At 72.0% G+C, this 16,528-nt stretch carries 12 protein-coding genes; 11 read left to right on the plus strand and 1 reads right to left on the minus strand.

The window, feature by feature from the left end:
• Positions 1 to 64: 64 nt before the first annotated feature.
• Positions 65 to 649 carry a Uma2 family endonuclease gene (locus tag AAFN69_RS08445; protein ID WP_347727719.1) on the minus strand — a complete coding sequence of 195 codons (585 nt, stop codon included), beginning with the start codon at positions 647 to 649 and terminating at the stop codon, positions 65 to 67.
• Between the two features lie 305 nt (positions 650 to 954).
• Here AAFN69_RS08445 and AAFN69_RS08450 point away from each other — a divergent pair, with 305 nt between their 5' ends.
• The 11 genes from AAFN69_RS08450 (at position 955) to AAFN69_RS08500 (ending at position 16,216) form a co-directional block, all read left to right on the plus strand.
• Positions 955 to 2,115 (plus strand): ROK family transcriptional regulator, encoded by a 1,161-nt coding sequence (locus AAFN69_RS08450; RefSeq protein WP_347728084.1) that lies wholly within the window; start codon positions 955 to 957, stop codon positions 2,113 to 2,115.
• Positions 2,116 to 2,248: 133 nt separating this feature from the next.
• Positions 2,249 to 3,589: an ABC transporter substrate-binding protein gene (locus tag AAFN69_RS08455; RefSeq protein ID WP_347727720.1), complete on the plus strand. Its 1,341-nt coding sequence runs from the start codon at positions 2,249 to 2,251 to the stop codon at positions 3,587 to 3,589.
• Positions 3,590 to 3,604: 15 nt separating this feature from the next.
• Positions 3,605 to 4,546, plus strand: coding sequence for a sugar ABC transporter permease (locus AAFN69_RS08460; RefSeq protein ID WP_347727721.1), 942 nt, complete (start codon positions 3,605 to 3,607; stop codon positions 4,544 to 4,546).
• A gap of 3 nt (positions 4,547 to 4,549) precedes the next feature.
• Complete coding sequence (locus AAFN69_RS08465; RefSeq protein WP_347727722.1) at positions 4,550 to 5,446, plus strand: carbohydrate ABC transporter permease; 897 nt, start codon at positions 4,550 to 4,552, stop codon at positions 5,444 to 5,446.
• Positions 5,447 to 5,455: 9 nt separating this feature from the next.
• A complete protein-coding gene (locus AAFN69_RS08470) occupies positions 5,456 to 6,721 on the plus strand; it encodes a 6-phospho-beta-glucosidase (RefSeq protein ID WP_347727723.1) in 1,266 nt (421 codons plus the stop codon).
• Positions 6,718 to 7,740 (plus strand): BadF/BadG/BcrA/BcrD ATPase family protein, encoded by a 1,023-nt coding sequence (locus AAFN69_RS08475; protein WP_347727724.1) that lies wholly within the window; start codon positions 6,718 to 6,720, stop codon positions 7,738 to 7,740. The genes AAFN69_RS08470 and AAFN69_RS08475 overlap by 4 nt, the downstream gene beginning before the upstream one ends.
• A gap of 410 nt (positions 7,741 to 8,150) precedes the next feature.
• Positions 8,151 to 9,599, plus strand: coding sequence for a hypothetical protein (locus tag AAFN69_RS08480; protein ID WP_347727725.1), 1,449 nt, complete (start codon positions 8,151 to 8,153; stop codon positions 9,597 to 9,599).
• Between the two features lie 11 nt (positions 9,600 to 9,610).
• Positions 9,611 to 10,774 (plus strand): glutamate ABC transporter substrate-binding protein, encoded by a 1,164-nt coding sequence (locus tag AAFN69_RS08485; protein WP_347727726.1) that lies wholly within the window; start codon positions 9,611 to 9,613, stop codon positions 10,772 to 10,774.
• A gap of 35 nt (positions 10,775 to 10,809) precedes the next feature.
• On the plus strand, positions 10,810 to 12,168 hold the full coding sequence (locus AAFN69_RS08490) for a hypothetical protein (RefSeq protein ID WP_347727727.1): 1,359 nt from the start codon (positions 10,810 to 10,812) through the stop codon (positions 12,166 to 12,168).
• Positions 12,161 to 14,707, plus strand: a complete 2,547-nt coding sequence (locus AAFN69_RS08495) for a tetratricopeptide repeat protein (RefSeq protein ID WP_347727728.1) — start codon at positions 12,161 to 12,163, stop codon at positions 14,705 to 14,707. Before AAFN69_RS08490 ends, AAFN69_RS08495 begins: the two co-directional genes overlap by 8 nt.
• Positions 14,708 to 14,710: 3 nt before the next feature.
• A complete protein-coding gene (locus tag AAFN69_RS08500) occupies positions 14,711 to 16,216 on the plus strand; it encodes a PP2C family serine/threonine-protein phosphatase (protein ID WP_347727729.1) in 1,506 nt (501 codons plus the stop codon).
• Positions 16,217 to 16,528: the final 312 nt, after the last annotated feature.

Here is a 16,528-nt window from a genome sequence, read left to right on the forward strand (position 1 = left end):
CGGCCCCTCGACTGTGGAGGGCGGGGCACAACCATGACGGTTGTGCCCCGCCGTTCCGCTCCGGTCAGCGGACCCAGTTCTTGAGGGGCTCCGTCTCCAGTGGGATGCCCACGGGATCCGGGAGGTCGATGCCCTTGCCGAAGGGCACGGTCAGCACACTCTCGTACCGGGTCCCGTCGGGCAGGCTGTGCACCTTGACCTCGCAGCTGTCCCGGTCGATCAGCAGATACACCGGAATCCCCGTGGCCGCGTAGGCACGCGGCTTGTCCACTCGGTCACGCCGGTCGGTGTCGGTGTCGTAGGACGTGATCTCCACTGCCATGAGCACTGGTTCCGGATCGGCCCATTCACCCGCGCCGACGAAAGCCTCGGAGTGCGCGAGGGTCCCATCCGGCCGGGCGTGGCCCTTGCGGTAGGGCTCGATCCGCAACCCCTGCCCGGTGGACAGCCACAGCTCCGGCCGATGCTGCATACATGTCCGGATGAGCCACTGAATGATGCGCTCGTGGTCACCATCGGGCGCCGGCTTGACCCCCATCTTTCCGTGGATGAATTCCGCGCGCAGACCCTCGACCTCACGCGCCAGGGCTCGGGCCGCTGCTTCGAACTCATCCGGCAGCATCTGGGGGCGATCGGCCATCACGGTCACAGCGCCTCCTCTGCTCTCGCGGAACCCCAATGTCCCAGGGTTCAGAGTACGGAAAACGGCGGCCTCGCTCGGATCCCGGGTAACGGATTGATTGCCTCGCGGGCACGGCCCATTGACGGCCTCCCGATCCACGGCTTAGTTTCCTCCCATCCGAATAGGAAACTTTCCTAACAATCCAGGTCAGGACGTCGGCGGCAGCGAAGGGCGGGTGCGTCACGGTGACCGGTACCGCGCACGGGACCACCCCCGGTGCGCCCGGGGCGTCCCCGGTGACCACACCGGGCACCCCCCGGGTGCTCCGCGCCATGAACGACCGGACCGCGCTCGATCTGCTGCTGGAGCACGGGCCCCTCTCCCGGACCAGGATCGGGAACCTGACCGGGCTCTCCAAGCCCACCGCCTCCCAGCTGCTGGCCCGGCTGGAGGCGGCCGGGCTGGTCGTCGCCACCGGCACCACGGCGGGCCGGCCGGGGCCCGGCGCCCAGCTGTACGCGATCAACGCCCGGGCCGCGCACGCCGCCGGGGTGGACGTCACCCCGCTGCGGATCCGGGCCGCCGTCGCCGACCTCACCGGCGCCACGGTCGGCGAGTTCGAACTGCCCACCCCGCGGCGGCGCACCGCGACCGCCGTGGAGCAGGTCACCGCGGCGCTGGACGGGGCGGTCGGGGCCGCCGGGCTGGCCCGGACCGATGTCCGGCGGCTGGTCATCGCCACACCGGGCGCCTTCGACCCCTCCACCGGGCGGCTGCGGTACGCCTCCCATCTGCCCGGCTGGCACTCGGCCGGACTGCTGGAGGAACTGGCGGCGGGGCTGCCGATGCCCGTCGAGTACGAGAACGATGTCAATCTGGCCGCCGTCGCCGAACAGCGGCTCGGCGCCGCGCGGGGACACGAGAACTTCATCCTGCTCTGGAACGAGGAGGGCCTGGGCGCGGCCGTCGTGATCGGCGGACGGCTGCACCGGGGCTTCACCGGCGGCGCCGGCGAGGTCGGCTTCCTGCCGGTGCCGGGCACCCCGCTGGTGCGCCATGTGACCCGGGCCAACAGCGGCGGCTTCCAGGAGCTGGCCGGTGCCCAGGTGCTTCCCCGGCTGGCCCGCCGGCTCGGGGTGCCCGCTGTCCGGCAGGGCCACTACACGGAGGTGGCGGGCGAGCTGGTGGCCCGGGCCGCCGAGTCGGGCGAAGGCCCGTACAAGGAATTCCTCGACCAGTACGCCACCGGCCTGGCGACCGGCCTCGCCTCCATGGTCGCGGTGCTCGATCCGGAGCTGGTGGTTCTCTCCGGGGAGGCCATCGCGGCGGGCGGCGAGCCGCTGCGCGCCCGGGTCCGGGCGGAACTCGCCGAGCTGGCCGCGCCGCGCCCGCGGCTGGTGCTCGGCTCCGTACGCGAACACCCCGTACTGCGCGGGGCGCTGGAGAGCGCCCTGGCCGCCACCCGGGACGAAGTCTTCGACACCTCCCGCTGACACCGCCCCCGTCCCCCGTCCCCTGTCCCATACGGCACCACGGCACCACCTGCACCGCGTAGCGAACCGCTCGGAGAACGACAGGCACACCCCCCTCGCTCCTCACACTCGACACAGGGAGTCAGACACCGCCATGTCCATACGCACCAGGAAATCCGCCGCCGCCCTCGCCGCCACCGCGGCCATCGCCCTCTTCGCCTCGGCCTGTACGGGATCGTCCGAGGGCAGCGCCGCGGCCGACGACCCCAACGCCGAGACCACGCTGACCCTCTGGCACGGCTGGTCCGCGCCCAGTGAGGTCAAGGCGATGCAGGACAATGTCGACCGCTTCATGGCCGCGCACAAGAACATCAAGGTCAAGGTCGTCGGCAATATGACCGACGACAAGATCAACCAGGCGCTGCGGGCGGGCGGCCCCAAGGCTCCCGATGTCGTGTCGTCGTTCTCCACCACCAGGGTCGGCTCCTTCTGCTCCTCGGGCGCCTTCACCGATCTCAACCCCTTCCTGAAGAAGTCGAAGATCGACGCGGCCAAGGTCTTCCACAAGCCGCTGCTCGACTACACGCAGTTCGAGGGAAACCAGTGCGCGCTGCCGCTGCTGAGCGACGCCTACGGCCTCTACTACAACAAGGACGCGTTCAAGGCGGCCGGGATCGCCGCGCCGCCGAAGACCTGGAGTGAATTCACCGAGGTCGCGGCGAAGCTCACCAAGCCCAAGGGCGCGGGCTACGAGCAGCTCGGATTCATGCCGAATTACCACGGCTACGAGACGACGATCTCGCACTATGTCCCGCAGTGGTCACCGACCTACTTCGACGCCGAGGGCAAGTCGAATGTGGCCAGGGACCCGGCGTTCGCCAAGATGCTGACCTATCAGAAGAGCCTGGTGGACAAGCTCGGCGGCTTCAAGAAGCTGGACCGGTACCGGAACACCTTCGGCGACGAATGGGGGGCCAAGCACCCCTTCCACACGGGCCAGGTCGCCATGCAGCTGGACGGTGAGTGGCGGCTCGGCATGGCCAAGGACGCCGGGGTGAAATTCGAGATCGGCACCGCGCCGCTGCCGGTCGCCGACGACCAGGCCGCGGACTACGGCAAGGGCTATCTCTCCGGGACCATCATCGGGATCGCCTCCACCAGCAAGAAGCAGAACGCCGCGTGGGAGCTGGTGAAGTACATGACCACGGACACCGACGCGGTGGTGGCCTTCTCCAACGGCATCCGCAATGTGCCCTCCACCATCGAGGCGCTGAAGTCGCCCGATCTGAAGCACGACCCCGCGTTCCAGACCTTCATCGACATCGCCCAGCACCCGAAGTCCAACACCAGCCCCGCCAATGTGGATGCCGGTACCTACCATCTGACGCTTCAGGACGTCGGCTTCCGCTACGAGTCGGGCAAGGTGAAGGATCTGCAGGCGGCACTGGAGAAGGCGGCCACGCAGATCGACACCGATATCGCGAAGCTGAAGTAGCGGGACCGGAACCCCATGACCACGCACACCCCGCGTTCGAAGCGCCGCCGGTCGGCGCTTCGGACCCTGGCGTTCATGTCGCCCTGGCTGATCGGCTTCAGTTTCTTCTTCGCCTATCCGCTCGTGTCCACCGTCTACTTCTCCTTCATGAAATACGACGGCTTCCGGCCGCCCGTCTTCAACGGACTGGACAACTGGTCCTACGTCTTCAACGACTATCCGCTGTTCTGGCCGGCCCTGCGGAACACCCTGTGGCTGGTGCTGGTGATGGTCACCTTCCGGGTGATCTTCGGGCTGGGCATCGGACTGCTGATCACCAAGATCAAGACGGGTACCGGCGTCTTCCGCACCCTGTTCTACCTGCCCTATCTCGCCCCGCCGGTGGCCGCGACGCTCGCCTTCGTCTTCCTTCTCAACCCCGGCACCGGGCCGGTGAACACCATTCTGGAGGGAATCGGGATTCCCGCCCCGGCCTGGTTCACGGATTCCGACTGGTCCAAGCCCGCGCTCACCATGCTGGCGCTCTGGGGTGTCGGCGATCTGATGGTGATCTTCATGGCGGCGCTGCTCGACGTGCCGAAGGAGCAGTACGAGGCGGCGGAGCTGGACGGCGCGTCCGCCTGGCAGCGATTCCGCTTCGTCACCCTGCCGAACATCTCCCCCATCGTGCTCTTCGCGGTGGTCACCGGAGTGATCGCGACCATGCAGTACTACACCCAGCCCATGGTGGCCGCGAAGATCGCCTCCGGGGTGATCGGCGGCAGCGGGCAGCAATTCGAACCCGGCTACCCGGAGAAATCCACCCTCACCCTGCCGCACACCATCTACAACGCCGGTTTCCAGCGCTTCGACTACGGCTCGGCGGCGGTCATATCCCTGGTGCTGTTCGTCCTCGCGATGGCCTTCACCGCGCTGCTGATGCGCCGCCGCAGCGGCCTCATCCGAGTGGGTGACTGAACCATGGCACAGGTGACCGAACGACGCCCGGGCGGACGCACGGGAACGCTCACCCCCGCCGCGCGCACCGCCCGGCGCAAGACCCTGCTCCACTGGATCGCCGTGCACTCGCTCGGCATAGCGGCGGCGCTCTTCTTCGTCCTCCCCTTCGTCTTCGTCGCGCTGACCTCGCTGATGAGCGGCCAGCAGACACTGTCGCGCGATCTCATCCCGGACACCTGGGAGTGGAGCAACTACAGCACCGTCCTCAACACCCCGGGATTCCTCACCTGGTGGCGGAACACCCTGCTCTACGCCGGCGCCGGGACCGTGCTGACGGTGGTCTCGTCGATCCCGGTGGCGTACGCCCTCGCCAAATTCCGCTTCCGCGGGCAGCGGCTGACGATGATGCTCGTCATCTCCATGATGATGCTGCCGCCCCAGGTGATCATCGTTCCGATGTATCTGTTCTGGGCCAAGCAGATGGGGCTCACCGGGACCCTGTGGCCGCTGATCATCCCGATGGCGTTCGGGGACGCGTTCGCGATATTCCTGTTGCGGCAGTTCCTGCTCACCATCCCCAATGAGTATCTCGACTCGGCGCGGGTGGACGGCTGCGGCGAGCTGCGCACCCTGCTGAAGGTCGTCCTGCCCATGGCCAAGCCGGGGATCGCCGCGGTGGCTCTGTTCCAGTTCTTCTACGCCTGGAACGACTACTTCGGCCCGCAGATCTACGCGTCCGAGAACCCGGGCGCATGGACACTCAGTTATGGACTGGAATCGTTCAAGGGAGCGCACCAGACCGACTGGAATCTGACCATGGCCGCGACCGTACTGGTCATGGCCCCTGTGATCGTCGTCTTCTTCTTCGCCCAGAAGGCGTTTGTCGAAGGCGTGACACTGACCGGAGTGAAGGGCTAGAGAGAGAATATGAAGCTCGCAGTCGTGGGTGGCGGGTCCACCTATACGCCCGAGTTGATCGACGGCTTCGCCAGGCTGCGGGACACCCTCCCGATCAGCGAGCTGGTGCTCATCGACCCGGCCGCCGACCGGCTGGAACTCGTCGGCGGGCTGGCACGGCGGATCTTCGCCAGGCAGGGCCACAGCGGCACCATCACCACCACGTCCGATGTGGACGCGGGGGTCGCGGACGCCGACGCCGTACTGCTCCAGCTCCGCGTCGGCGGCCAGGCGGCCCGGCTCAAGGACGAGACCTGGCCGCTGGAGTGCGGCTGCGTCGGGCAGGAGACCACCGGCGCCGGCGGACTCGCCAAGGCGCTGCGCACCGTCCCCGTGGTGCTCGACATCGCCGAGCGGGTGCGGCGGGCCAACCCCGACGCCTGGATCATCGACTTCACCAACCCGGTGGGCATCGTGACCAGGGCGCTGCTCCGGGCCGGGCACAAGGCCGTCGGGCTCTGCAATGTCGCCATCGGCTTCCAGCGCAAATTCGCCAAGCTGCTGGACGTCGCCCCCTCCGAAGTCCATCTCGACCACATCGGGCTCAACCATCTGACCTGGGAGACCGGGGTCCGGATCGGCGGCCCGGAGGGCGCCGACGTACTGCCGAAGCTGCTGGCCGAGCACGGCGGCACGATCGCCGCGGACCTCCATCTGCCGGCCGAGCTGATCGGCCGGCTCGGCGTGGTCCCCTCGTACTATCTGCGCTACTTCTACGCCCACGACGAGGTCGTGCGGGAGCTGGCCACCAAGCCCTCCCGGGCGGCCGAGGTCGCGGCCATGGAGAAGGAGCTCCTGGAGATGTACGGGGATCCCGCCCTGGACACCAAGCCGGAGCTGCTCGCCAAGCGCGGCGGGGCCTTCTACTCGGAGGCGGCGGTGGATCTCGCCGCCGCGCTGCTCGGCGGGGGCGGCAGCCCGTACCAGGTGGTGAACACCCGCAATGACGGCACGCTCCCCTTCCTCCCGGACGACGCCGTGATCGAGGTGCAGGCCGCCGTGGGCGCCGAGGGCGCGCGCCCGCTGCCCGTACCGGCGGTGGACCCGCTCTTCGCGGGGCTGATCTCCCATGTCACCGCCTATGAGGACCTGGCGCTGGACGCGGCGCTGCGCGGCGGTCGCGACCGGGTCTTCAAGGCGCTGCTCTCGCACCCGCTGACCGGCCAGTTCGAGTACGCCGAGGCGCTCACCGACAAGCTGATCGCGCACAACCGGGAGCACTTCGCGTGGGCATGACCGATTCACCCGCCGCGTCGGTTCCGGGCACCGGCCCGGAATCCGCCGCGGTGCTCGCGATCGACGCGGGCAACAGCAAGACGGATGTGGCGGTCGTCGCCGCCGACGGAACGGTGCTCGCCTCGGTGCGCGGCCGGCGCGGCTTCCAGCCGCCGAAGCTCGGCGTCAACGCGGCGGTCGACGTCCTCGCCCTCACGGTCGGGGAGGCACTGCATCTGGCGAGTGCGCACGGGCGGACCGTGGAGCGGGTCGAGCATGTGTCGGCCTGCCTCGCCAACGCCGATCTCCCGGTGGAGGAGAAGGAACTGGCCGCCGCGCTCGCGGCCCGGGGGTGGGGACGCACCGTCGAGGTGCGCAACGACACCTTCGCGATCCTGCGGGCCGGGGTGGACGAGCCCCGGGGCGTGGCCGTGGTCTGCGGCGCGGGCATCAACTGCGTCGGCATGCTCCCCGACGGCCGCACCGCGCGCTTCCCGGCGATAGGGAAGCTCTCCGGGGACTGGGGCGGCGGGCAGGGCCTGGCCGAGGAGTCCCTGTGGCATGCCGCCCGCGCCGAGGACGGCCGGGGCGAGCCGACGGAGCTGGTCCGCACCCTGCCCGGCCACTTCGGCCTCAACTCGATGTACGAGCTGATCGAGGCGCTGCACCGGGGCGACATCCCCTATGCCCGTACGCACGAGCTGACCCCGGTGCTCTTCGTCACCAGCGCGTCCGGCGACCCGATCGCCCGGTCGCTGGTGCGGCGGCTGGCGGAGGAGGTCGTGGCCATGGCCTCGGTCGCGCTGACCCGGCTGGGCCTGCTCGACGAGGAGGCCCCGGTGCTGCTGGGCGGCAGTGTGCTGGCGGCCCGCCATCCGGAGCTCGACACCCAGGTGCGCGCCCTCCTCGCGGAGCGGGCGCCCAAGGCGGTGATCGGGGTCGTGACGGCGCCCCCGGTCCTGGGGGCGGCGCTGCTGGGGTTCGACCACATCGGCGCGCCGGATACGGCCCGCACCCGGCTGCGGGAGCACTACCGGTAGCCGGACCCTCCCCCTGTTCCCTCTCGCCCGCTCCCCGTACCGGCTCCGGCCGGTACGGGGAGAGCTGTTGCGGGCTCCGCCCCGCCGCCGCGCGGGAGGGCGGCCCGAACACCCCCGCGCCGCCCGGCGGATGCCCCGCGCGCGCCCTGCCCCGTCCCGGCCCGGCCGCCCGCGGGCGGTTCGGGCAAGACCCGGGCCGAGGGCGGGAATTCCGGTGTCCGCGCGGAGGGAACCGATCACGCGTCCGAAGCGTATTCAGGTGGGAAATCACCGCGGGTTCGGGGGCGATCACACAAGATCGAGTCAAGCCGGCTGTGGTTGTCGGCCATCACGGCCATACTGCGGGCCAGGGGCATTTCTCATCGACCCGCCGGGGCGCGGGCCGACGTCAGCGACCAGGGGGAGGTCAGATGACACACCCGCCACAGGTGCGTTCCGCGGTCGCGGAGCCGTCGGCGGCCGTCGGGGCGTCCGGCACGGGGAGAGCGGCAGGGGTGACGGGAGCGGCGGGAGCCGCGGCTGCCGGGGGGCCGGGGGGCATTCCCGGGCAGCGGGGCGCGATCGCCGAGGCGCGCCGCCGGCTGCGGGTCGCCGCGACGACCGAGCCGGGCCGGCTCCAGATCATCGGGGCGCTGCTGGCCGCGATGGTGGTCGCCTTCGGCGCGGTCACCGCCGCGGAGGTCGGCGCACGGGCGTCCGCCGCCGATGACGTGGTCAGCCGCAGCCAGCCGCTCAGCGCGGAGGCCGCGTCCGTCTACCGCTCACTGGCCGACGCCGACACCGCCGCCTCCAGCGGATTCCTGGCCGGGGCCGCGAAGGAGCCCGCGGCGGTCCGCGAGCGGTACCGCAAGGACATCGCACTCGCCTCCCGGCTGCTGATCGAAGCGGCCACCAACACCGACCGGTCGAGCGAGTCGGGCCGTCAGATAGCCATCCTCAATGAGCAGCTTCCGGTGTACACCGGCCGGATCGAGACCGCCCGGGTCTACAACCGGCAGGGGCTGCCGCTCGGCGGCGCCCATCTGCGGTTCGCCAATGAGCAGATGACCCGGGTGCTGCTGCCGGCCGCCCAGCGGCTGTACGACGCGGAGACCGCCCGGCTCGACCGGGACGAGGACGCCGCCCGCTTCTGGCCGGCCCTCTCGCTCGTCCTCGGGCTGCTCACCCTCGGCGCGCTCGTCTGGGCCCAGCGCCGCACCTATCTGCGCACCAACCGGGTCTTCAACCACGGGCTCCTCGCCGCGACCGCCGCCGCCGGCGCCGTACTGCTCTGGCTCACCGCCGGGCACACCATGGCCCGCGCCGGTCTCGACGAGGCGCGGGAGCACGGCCAGCGCTCCCTCAAGGTGCTGACCGACGCCCGGATCAACTCCCTGAAGGCCCGGGCCAATGAGAATCTCGTCCTGGTCGCGCGCGGTGCGGTGCTCACCGACGACGGCAAGCGCGACAAGTACGAGACGGAGTACGACGCGGGTATGCGCAAGCTCGGCGAGGGTCTGGAGCTGGCCCGGCGGTACGCGGAGGACGACGCGGGGCGGGCGCCGGTCGACGCCGCGACGGCCGCCGTCGCGAAGTGGAATTCCCGGCACGACCGGGTCGGCGAGACCGACAAGGCCGGTGAGTACGACGCCGCGCTGCGGCTGGTGATCGGCGCGAAGGGCTCCACCGGGGAGTCGTTCGACGCGGTCGACGCGGCGCTCGCGAAAGCCCTCGCCCATGAACAGCGCGAATTCACCCGCGCGGCCGGGGACGGGCGGGACTCCCTGGGCGGGCTGCCGACCGGGGCGGCGGTCCTGGCGCTGCTGGGCGCCGCGGGGGCGATCGCCGGCATCAACCGCAGGCTTTCGGAGTACCGGTGAGAGGGGGAGAGATGCCGGAGCACGGAACGCACCACGGCACCGACGGCACCACGGGCGGCGGCGCCGACCGGGGCACGGGCACCTGGTCCCGCCGGGGCGCGGGCCGGACGGATCACGGCACGGCCCGGGAGCCGGGGGCGGTCACGGCCGCGTCCGGCCGGGAGCCGGGCGCCGGGTCCCGGCGGGGGCGCACGGGGCTGCGGGGCTGGGGCGGGGTCGCGGGGATGGCCATCGCCTGCGCCCTGACCGCCGCCGTCACCCTGCTGCCGCTCTCCCGCGGCGCCGGGGACGCCGGCGGCACCGTGGTGCGCACCCTCTCGCCCGCCTCCCCCGCCGCGGCGGAGTGCAAGGCGCCGGAGACCTCGCTGACACCGTCATCGGCCGACGGCCCGAACATCCTGGAGATCAAGAAGCGCGGCAAACTGATCGTCGGAGTGGACCAGAACAGCTACCGCTGGGGTTACCGCGATCCCGCCACCGGTGATCTCAAGGGCTTCGACATCGATCTCGCCCGCGCGCTGGCCGAGGACATCCTGGGCAGCCCGGAGGCGGTCATCTTCCGTGCGATACCCACCAATCAGCGGATCCCCGCGCTGAACAACGGCACGGTCGACATCGTGGTGCGCACCATGACGATCAACTGCGCCCGGATCGAGCAGGTCGCCTTCTCCACCGCGTACTTCCAGGTCGGACAGCAGGTACTGGCCTCCAAGGGCTCGGACATCACCGGCCACGACTCCTCACTCAAGGGGCGCAGGGTCTGTTCGGCGGAGGGCTCGACGGCGTATGACGCCCTGGAGAAGCACTCCTTCGGCGCGGTGTTCAAGGACGAGCACGACGGGACCGCGCGGGACGAGGACATCCTGACCGTGCCCAATCAGCTCGACTGTCTGGTGCGGCTCCAGGAGGGCCTCGCGGACGCGGTCGTCACCGACAACGCGCTCGCCGCCGGCCAGGCCGCCCAGGACCCGGCGGTCGAGCTGAAGGGCAGGCCCTTCACCACCGAGTACTACGGCGTGGCCACCAAGCTCGGCAAGAGCGATCTGGTGCGCCGGGTGAACAAGGTCCTGGAGGAGTACCGCGAGGGCGACTGGACCGCGGCGTACCGGAAGTGGCTGGCCGAGGATCTGCCCGGGATCACCGGTCCGCCCGCGCCCAAGTACCGCAGCGGCTGAGCGCCGCGGCGGCCGACAGACGAAAGAGGTGATCGATGGGCGTCGCGGGCTCGTATTCCGGCTCCGGCGGGTCGGTGCCCGGCCCCGGTGCGCCGCTGGACCGGGACGAGGTGGATCGCGCGCTGGCGCGGCTCGGCGCGGAGGAGGAGGCGATCGAGACCTCTCTGCTGGCCCTTCAGGACCACGCGGGCCGCAGACTGCTGGAGGGCGCCGAGCTGACCGGTGTCACCAAGGACCGGTGGGGCGCGACGGAGCAGGCGATCACCATGCTCTGGGACTACTTCGACGCGTACACCGAAGCCCTCGGCGAGATCAGGGAGCTGCGCTCCCGGCGCCGCTGGCCGGGCCGGGACGATCTGGTGGAGCTGACCCGGCGGCTGCGCGGCCCCAGTGTGACCGTGTCGAGCCAGGCCGCGCCCCTGGTCGTCTGGGTCACGGGACCGGCCAGGCTGGCCGAGGAGTTCACCCTGGAGGAGCTCGTCGGCCGGATGAACGAGCTCTACGCGAAGTCGCTCGACATGGTGGTGACGTCGGACTCCGTCTGGTCGGCGCTGCCCGCCCGGATCGATCTGCTCTCGGCCGAGCTCCAGCGGACCCGTTCGCTGGCGCACTCCGTCGGGGTGCGGCCGGGCGAGCACCCCTCCGGGGACGAGCTGGAGGCCATCACTCACGAGCTGGCCACCCTCCGGGCCCAGGTGATCTCCGATCCGCTGGCCTTCTGGCGGCCGGCGCCCGGGAGTTCCGCGCCGGGCGGCGGGCGCCCCGACACCGACCGCTACGACCGGGCGGCGCGCGCCCTGGAGGACATCCGCCGGGAGATCGAGGCGGTGCTGCGGGTCCGGCAGGATTCGGAGGAGCGGCTGATGCGGCTCCGCGATGTGCTCTCCCGCGCCGATCGCACCCTGGCCGAGGCCCGGACCGCGCGCGGCGAGGTGCTGGCGAAGATCGCCGCCTCGGAGGTGCCCGCCGTCAGCGGACCGCCCACCGCGCTCCAGGAACGCCTCTCCACCGCGGCCGAGTTCCGCCGGCACTCCCGCTGGCACCGGCTCTCGCCGCTGCTGGAGGCGCTGGAGGCGGAGGCCGAGGACGAGCTACTGCGGGCCCGTGAGTCGCTGACGGCGGTGACGGCGCCGCTGGCGGTACGGGCGGAGCTGCGCGGCAGGCTCGACGCGTACAAGGCGAAGGTGGCCCGGCACGGTCTCGCGGAGGATCCGCTGCTGGTGGAGCGGTACGACGCGGCCCGCCGGATGCTCTGGAGCGCCCCGTGTGATCTGCGGGTCGCCGATCAGGCGGTGCTGCGCTATCAGCGGGCCGTGGCGGAAGCCCTGGCCCAGGGGGAATCCGCGGAGACCGGGAATCAGGGGCCCACGGACGGCAGGGGGACCGATGAGTGAAGAGCAGAGCTGTGGGCGGGCCGGCTGCGACGGCTCCTACGAGGACATGGGCGGCGGCGAGCTGTACTGCGACACCTGCGGTCTCGCCCCGGTCCCGGCGGGCGGGGTGCGCGGCGGCAGTGTCTCGGTCCGGAACAGCGCGGCCTCGTCGCGGGCGTCCTCCCGGGCCTCCGCGCGGTCGTCGTCCTCGCGGCGTTCGGTGTCGGGGCGGCTGTCCCGGGCGCTGACCGGTTCCAGTACCTCCGGCCGCTCGGTCTCGGTCCGCAGCTCCGGCGCGAGCACCGGCGCGTCCGGCCGCAACCGGCTGGGCGCCGGGCTGGTCACGGTGCCGGAGGTGCCGCTGCACGATCCGCGGTCGGCGGTGATGCGGAATCCGGAGGTGCCCGAGCGGAAGCGGTTCTGCTCCCGCTCCGAGTGCGGTGCGCCGGTGGGGCGTTCGCGCGGTGCGCAGACCGGGCGGACCGAGGGATTCTGCACCTCGTGCGGGCATCCGTACTCCTTCGTGCCCAAGCTGACCGGCGGCGATCTGGTGCACGGCCAGTACGAGGTGGTGGGCTGTCTGGCGCACGGCGGTCTCGGCTGGGTCTATCTCGCGCTGGATCTCGCCGTCTCCCGGCGCTGGGTGGTGCTGAAGGGCCTGCTGGACACCGGCGACGAGGACGCGATGGCGGCGGCCATCTCGGAGCGCCGCTTCCTCGCCGAGATCCAGCACGCCAACATCGTCCGGATCTACAACTTCGTCGAGCACCTGGACCAGCGGACGGGTTCGCTGGACGGCTACATAGTGATGGAGTACGTCGGCGGCAAGTCGCTCAAGGAGCTGGCGAACGACCGGCGGGACGCCACCGGCAAGCGGGATCCGCTGCCGGTGGAGCAGGCGTGCGCGTACGGGATCGAGGCGCTGGAGGCGCTCGGCCATCTGCACAGCAGACACCTGCTGTACTGCGACTTCAAGGTCGACAACGCGATCCAGAAGCAGGACGAGCTCAAGCTGATCGACATGGGCGCGGTCCGCCGGATGGACGACGAGCAGTCGGCGGTCTACGGCACGGTCGGCTACCAGGCGCCCGAGGTCGCCGATGTGGGCCCGTCGGTCGCCTCCGATCTCTACACCGTGGCACGGACCCTGGCCGTGCTGACCTTCGATTTCCAGGGCTACACCAATGTGTTCGCGGACTCGCTGCCGGATCCGGAGCACATCGAGGTCTTCCGCACCTATGAGTCGTACTACCGGCTCCTGGTGCGGGCGACGGATCCGGATCCGGCGCGGCGGTTCTCCTCGGCCCAGGAGATGTCGGAGCAGCTGACCGGGGTGCTGAGGGAGGTCGTCGCCATCCAGACGGGCCTCCCCCGGCCCTCGCTCTCCACCCTCTTCGGCCCCGAGCAGAGGGTGGCGGACACCGAACTCTTCGCGGAACCGCCCGCGGACGCCTCGTCGCTGGGCGCCCGTCCGCCCCGGGGCGGACGCCGGGCCGCGATCGGCACGGGTGCGGTCACGGCACCGGACACGAGTACGGGCACGAGTACGGGTACCGGCGGTGCCGGCGGTGCCGGTGAGGCCGCCCCCGCCGTCGCGCCGGGGCTGCGGCTCATCCCCCGGCTGGTCGCGCTCGACACCCGGGCCGTGGCGCTCGCCCTGCCCGTCCCCCATGTGGACCCGGCCGACCCGAACGCCGGATTCCTCGCGGGCCTGCTGGCATCGGCCCCCGCGGAGCTGATCACCGCCCTGCGCTCGGTGCCCGCGTCCTCCCCGGAGACCCTGCTGCGCGAACTGCGCACCCGGCTGGAGATGGGCGACACCGAGCAGGCGGCCGAGACCCTGCGCACCCTGGAGGGTGAACACGCCGACGACTGGCGGGTGGTCTGGTACCGGGGCCTGACCGCCCTGGTCGCCGGGGACAACGAGGCCGCCGCGCTCTCCTTCGACGCGGTGTACGACGCCTTCCCCGGCGAGCCCGCGCCCAAGCTGGCCCTCGGGGTGTGCGCCGAGATACTGGGCCAGCTCGACAACGCGGCCGAGTACTACCGGCTGGTGTGGACCACCGATCCCAGTTATGTCAGCGCCGCCTTCGGCCTGGCCCGGGTGCAGCTCGCCGCGGGTGACCGGGGCGGTGCCGTGCGCACCCTGGAGTCGGTTCCGGAGGCGTCGATCCACTACACGGCGGCCCGGATCGCGGCCGTCCGCTCCCGGCTGCGGCGGCGCGCCCCGCAGGAGCCGCTGCTGGACGATCTGACGGCCGCGGCCGGACAGGTGGAGAGACTGCGGGAGTTCGGCCTGGACCACCTGCGGCGCGAACAGTTGTCCACCGAAGTACTCGGCACGGCTCTGGACTGGGTAATCTCCGGTAGTCCCGGGGCCTCGGCGTCCGCACCGGCGCGTTCGAGCACCACACTGCTCGGCAGCGGGCTGGACGAGCGCGGTCTGCGCCTCGGGCTGGAACGCTCCTACCGGGTACTCGCCCGGCTCGCCCAGCGCGGCGAGGAGCGGATCGAACTGGTGGAGCGTGCCAACCGCTTCCGCCCCCGGACGTGGGTGTGATTGATGTCGTCGCAGATGCACCAGCCGGCCCGGGAGCCGTCGTGCCCCGGCTGTGCGGAACCGCTGGAGAGGGCTGACCGCTTTTGCGGCGCATGCGGGTACGCCCTGGCGGCCGTACCGGCACCCGCCGCGGACCACCCGACACTCGCCATCGGCGTACCGGGCCCGGAGGAAACCCCCGGCGGCCGGCACCCGGCGGCCGGGCCCGCCGCGCCGGACCGGACCCCGGACCCGCAGGTCCCGGGCCAGTACGGACACCCGGACCGGGGACACGACCCGTCCGCCGGCGGATACGGGCGCACGGACGGCGGGTACGACACGCCGGGCGACGCGTTCGAGAACGGGTTCGACGCGCGCACCCGGGCACGTGCGCACGCCTCCGCGCGCGGGGGCGGCGCGGAGCCCGGCCCGGGTGCCCCGGGTCACGTGCCCGGCGGCGGCGGGGACTTCGAACTGCCCGCGCCCGCCCGGACACCCGCGTTCGGCACCGCCGCACCGGACCCGCGCCCGGCGGGCGGCCCCGCCGACCCCCGGGCGGTGACCCCGCCCGCGCCGACGTCCGGGAAGGTCTGTGTGGCCTGCCGTTCGGGCCGGGTCGACACGGACGGCTACTGCGAGAACTGCGGCCACGCCCAGCCGCGCGAGCGGGACCATCTGGAGCTGGAGCTGGGCTCGGTGGCGGCGGTCAGCGACCGGGGGCTGCGGCACCACCGCAATGAGGACGCCTTCGCGCTGTCGAGCACCGCCCTGCCCGACGGTTCGCCGGCCGTGGTCGCGATCGTCTGCGACGGTGTCTCCTCGGCGACCCGTCCCGACGAGGCGTCACAGGCCGCCGCGATCGCGGCCAATGAGCTGCTGCTCGACACCCTGCCCCGGGGCACCCACCCCCAGCAGGCCATGCGCGAGGCGATCGTGGCCGCCGCGTCCGCCGTCACCGCCCTCGCCGGGCAGACCCCGCCGAGCGACCCGCTGGAATCGGGCGGCCACCAGCTCAACGCGCCGGCCTGCACCATCGTCGGCGCGGTCGCGGCCGGCGGTCTGCTGATCGTCGGCTGGGTCGGCGACAGCCGCGCCTACTGGGTGCCGGACGACCGCGGCGCCCCGGCGGCCCGGCTGACCGAGGACGACTCCTGGGCCGCCCAGATGGTCGCCGCCGGCCTGATGAACGAGGCGGAGGCGTACGCGGACCAGCGCGCCCACGCCATCACCGGCTGGCTGGGCGCCGACGCGTACGAACTGGACCCGCACACGGCCGCCTTCAAGCCGGACCGCCCCGGTGTGGTGGTGGTCTGCACGGACGGGCTGTGGAATTACGCGGAGGGCGCCGCCGAGCTGGCCGGGGTGATCCCCGCCGACGCGGCCGAACGGCCGCTGCACAGCGCGCAGATCCTGGTCGGACACGCTCTGGACGGGGGCGGCCACGACAATGTGACCGTCGCGGTGCTGCCGTTCGCGGTCACCCCGCAGGGCGCGCCGGCACCGGCCCACGACACCCGCCACCGGGCCTGATGCCCACCGGCGCCCCCGGGCGGGGAGCCGCGTCCGCGCGCGTTCCCGTCCGGGGGCGAGTACCCGGACGCGCCGCGGCGCGGGCTTCCGGACGTGCCCCCGCCGGGCGTGTCTCCGTCACGGACCGGGCGACCGGGCACGGACCCGTACCGGCAGGAACGGCCGCGGACTTCCCCGCCCCGGAACGGGCACCCGGCCCGCCGCAGAGCCGGCGGCCGGACAGCGATCCCGCACCGGCACGCAGGCCCGCGCGCCTCCCCGCCCCGGAGCGGGCGCCGCGCCGCGATCGAACGGCGACACGGAAATCCCGCT

This window comes from Streptomyces sp. CAU 1734 (assembly GCF_039888735.1).
Classification (GTDB): domain Bacteria; phylum Actinomycetota; class Actinomycetes; order Streptomycetales; family Streptomycetaceae; genus Streptomyces.

Excerpts from the sequence above, each read along its gene's own strand:
- AAFN69_RS08450 (WP_347728084.1), top strand. The coding sequence starts at position 955 with ATGAACGACCGGACCGCGCTCGATCTGCTGCTGGAGCACGGGCCCCTC.
- AAFN69_RS08455 (WP_347727720.1), top strand. The coding sequence starts at position 2,249 with ATGTCCATACGCACCAGGAAATCCGCCGCCGCCCTCGCCGCCACCGCG.
- AAFN69_RS08460 (WP_347727721.1), top strand. The coding sequence starts at position 3,605 with ATGACCACGCACACCCCGCGTTCGAAGCGCCGCCGGTCGGCGCTTCGG.
- AAFN69_RS08465 (WP_347727722.1), top strand. The coding sequence starts at position 4,550 with ATGGCACAGGTGACCGAACGACGCCCGGGCGGACGCACGGGAACGCTC.
- AAFN69_RS08470 (WP_347727723.1), top strand. The coding sequence starts at position 5,456 with ATGAAGCTCGCAGTCGTGGGTGGCGGGTCCACCTATACGCCCGAGTTG.
- AAFN69_RS08475 (WP_347727724.1), top strand. The coding sequence starts at position 6,718 with ATGACCGATTCACCCGCCGCGTCGGTTCCGGGCACCGGCCCGGAATCC.
- AAFN69_RS08480 (WP_347727725.1), top strand. The coding sequence starts at position 8,151 with ATGACACACCCGCCACAGGTGCGTTCCGCGGTCGCGGAGCCGTCGGCG.
- AAFN69_RS08485 (WP_347727726.1), top strand. The coding sequence starts at position 9,611 with ATGCCGGAGCACGGAACGCACCACGGCACCGACGGCACCACGGGCGGC.
- AAFN69_RS08490 (WP_347727727.1), top strand. The coding sequence starts at position 10,810 with ATGGGCGTCGCGGGCTCGTATTCCGGCTCCGGCGGGTCGGTGCCCGGC.
- AAFN69_RS08495 (WP_347727728.1), top strand. The coding sequence starts at position 12,161 with ATGAGTGAAGAGCAGAGCTGTGGGCGGGCCGGCTGCGACGGCTCCTAC.
- AAFN69_RS08500 (WP_347727729.1), top strand. The coding sequence starts at position 14,711 with ATGTCGTCGCAGATGCACCAGCCGGCCCGGGAGCCGTCGTGCCCCGGC.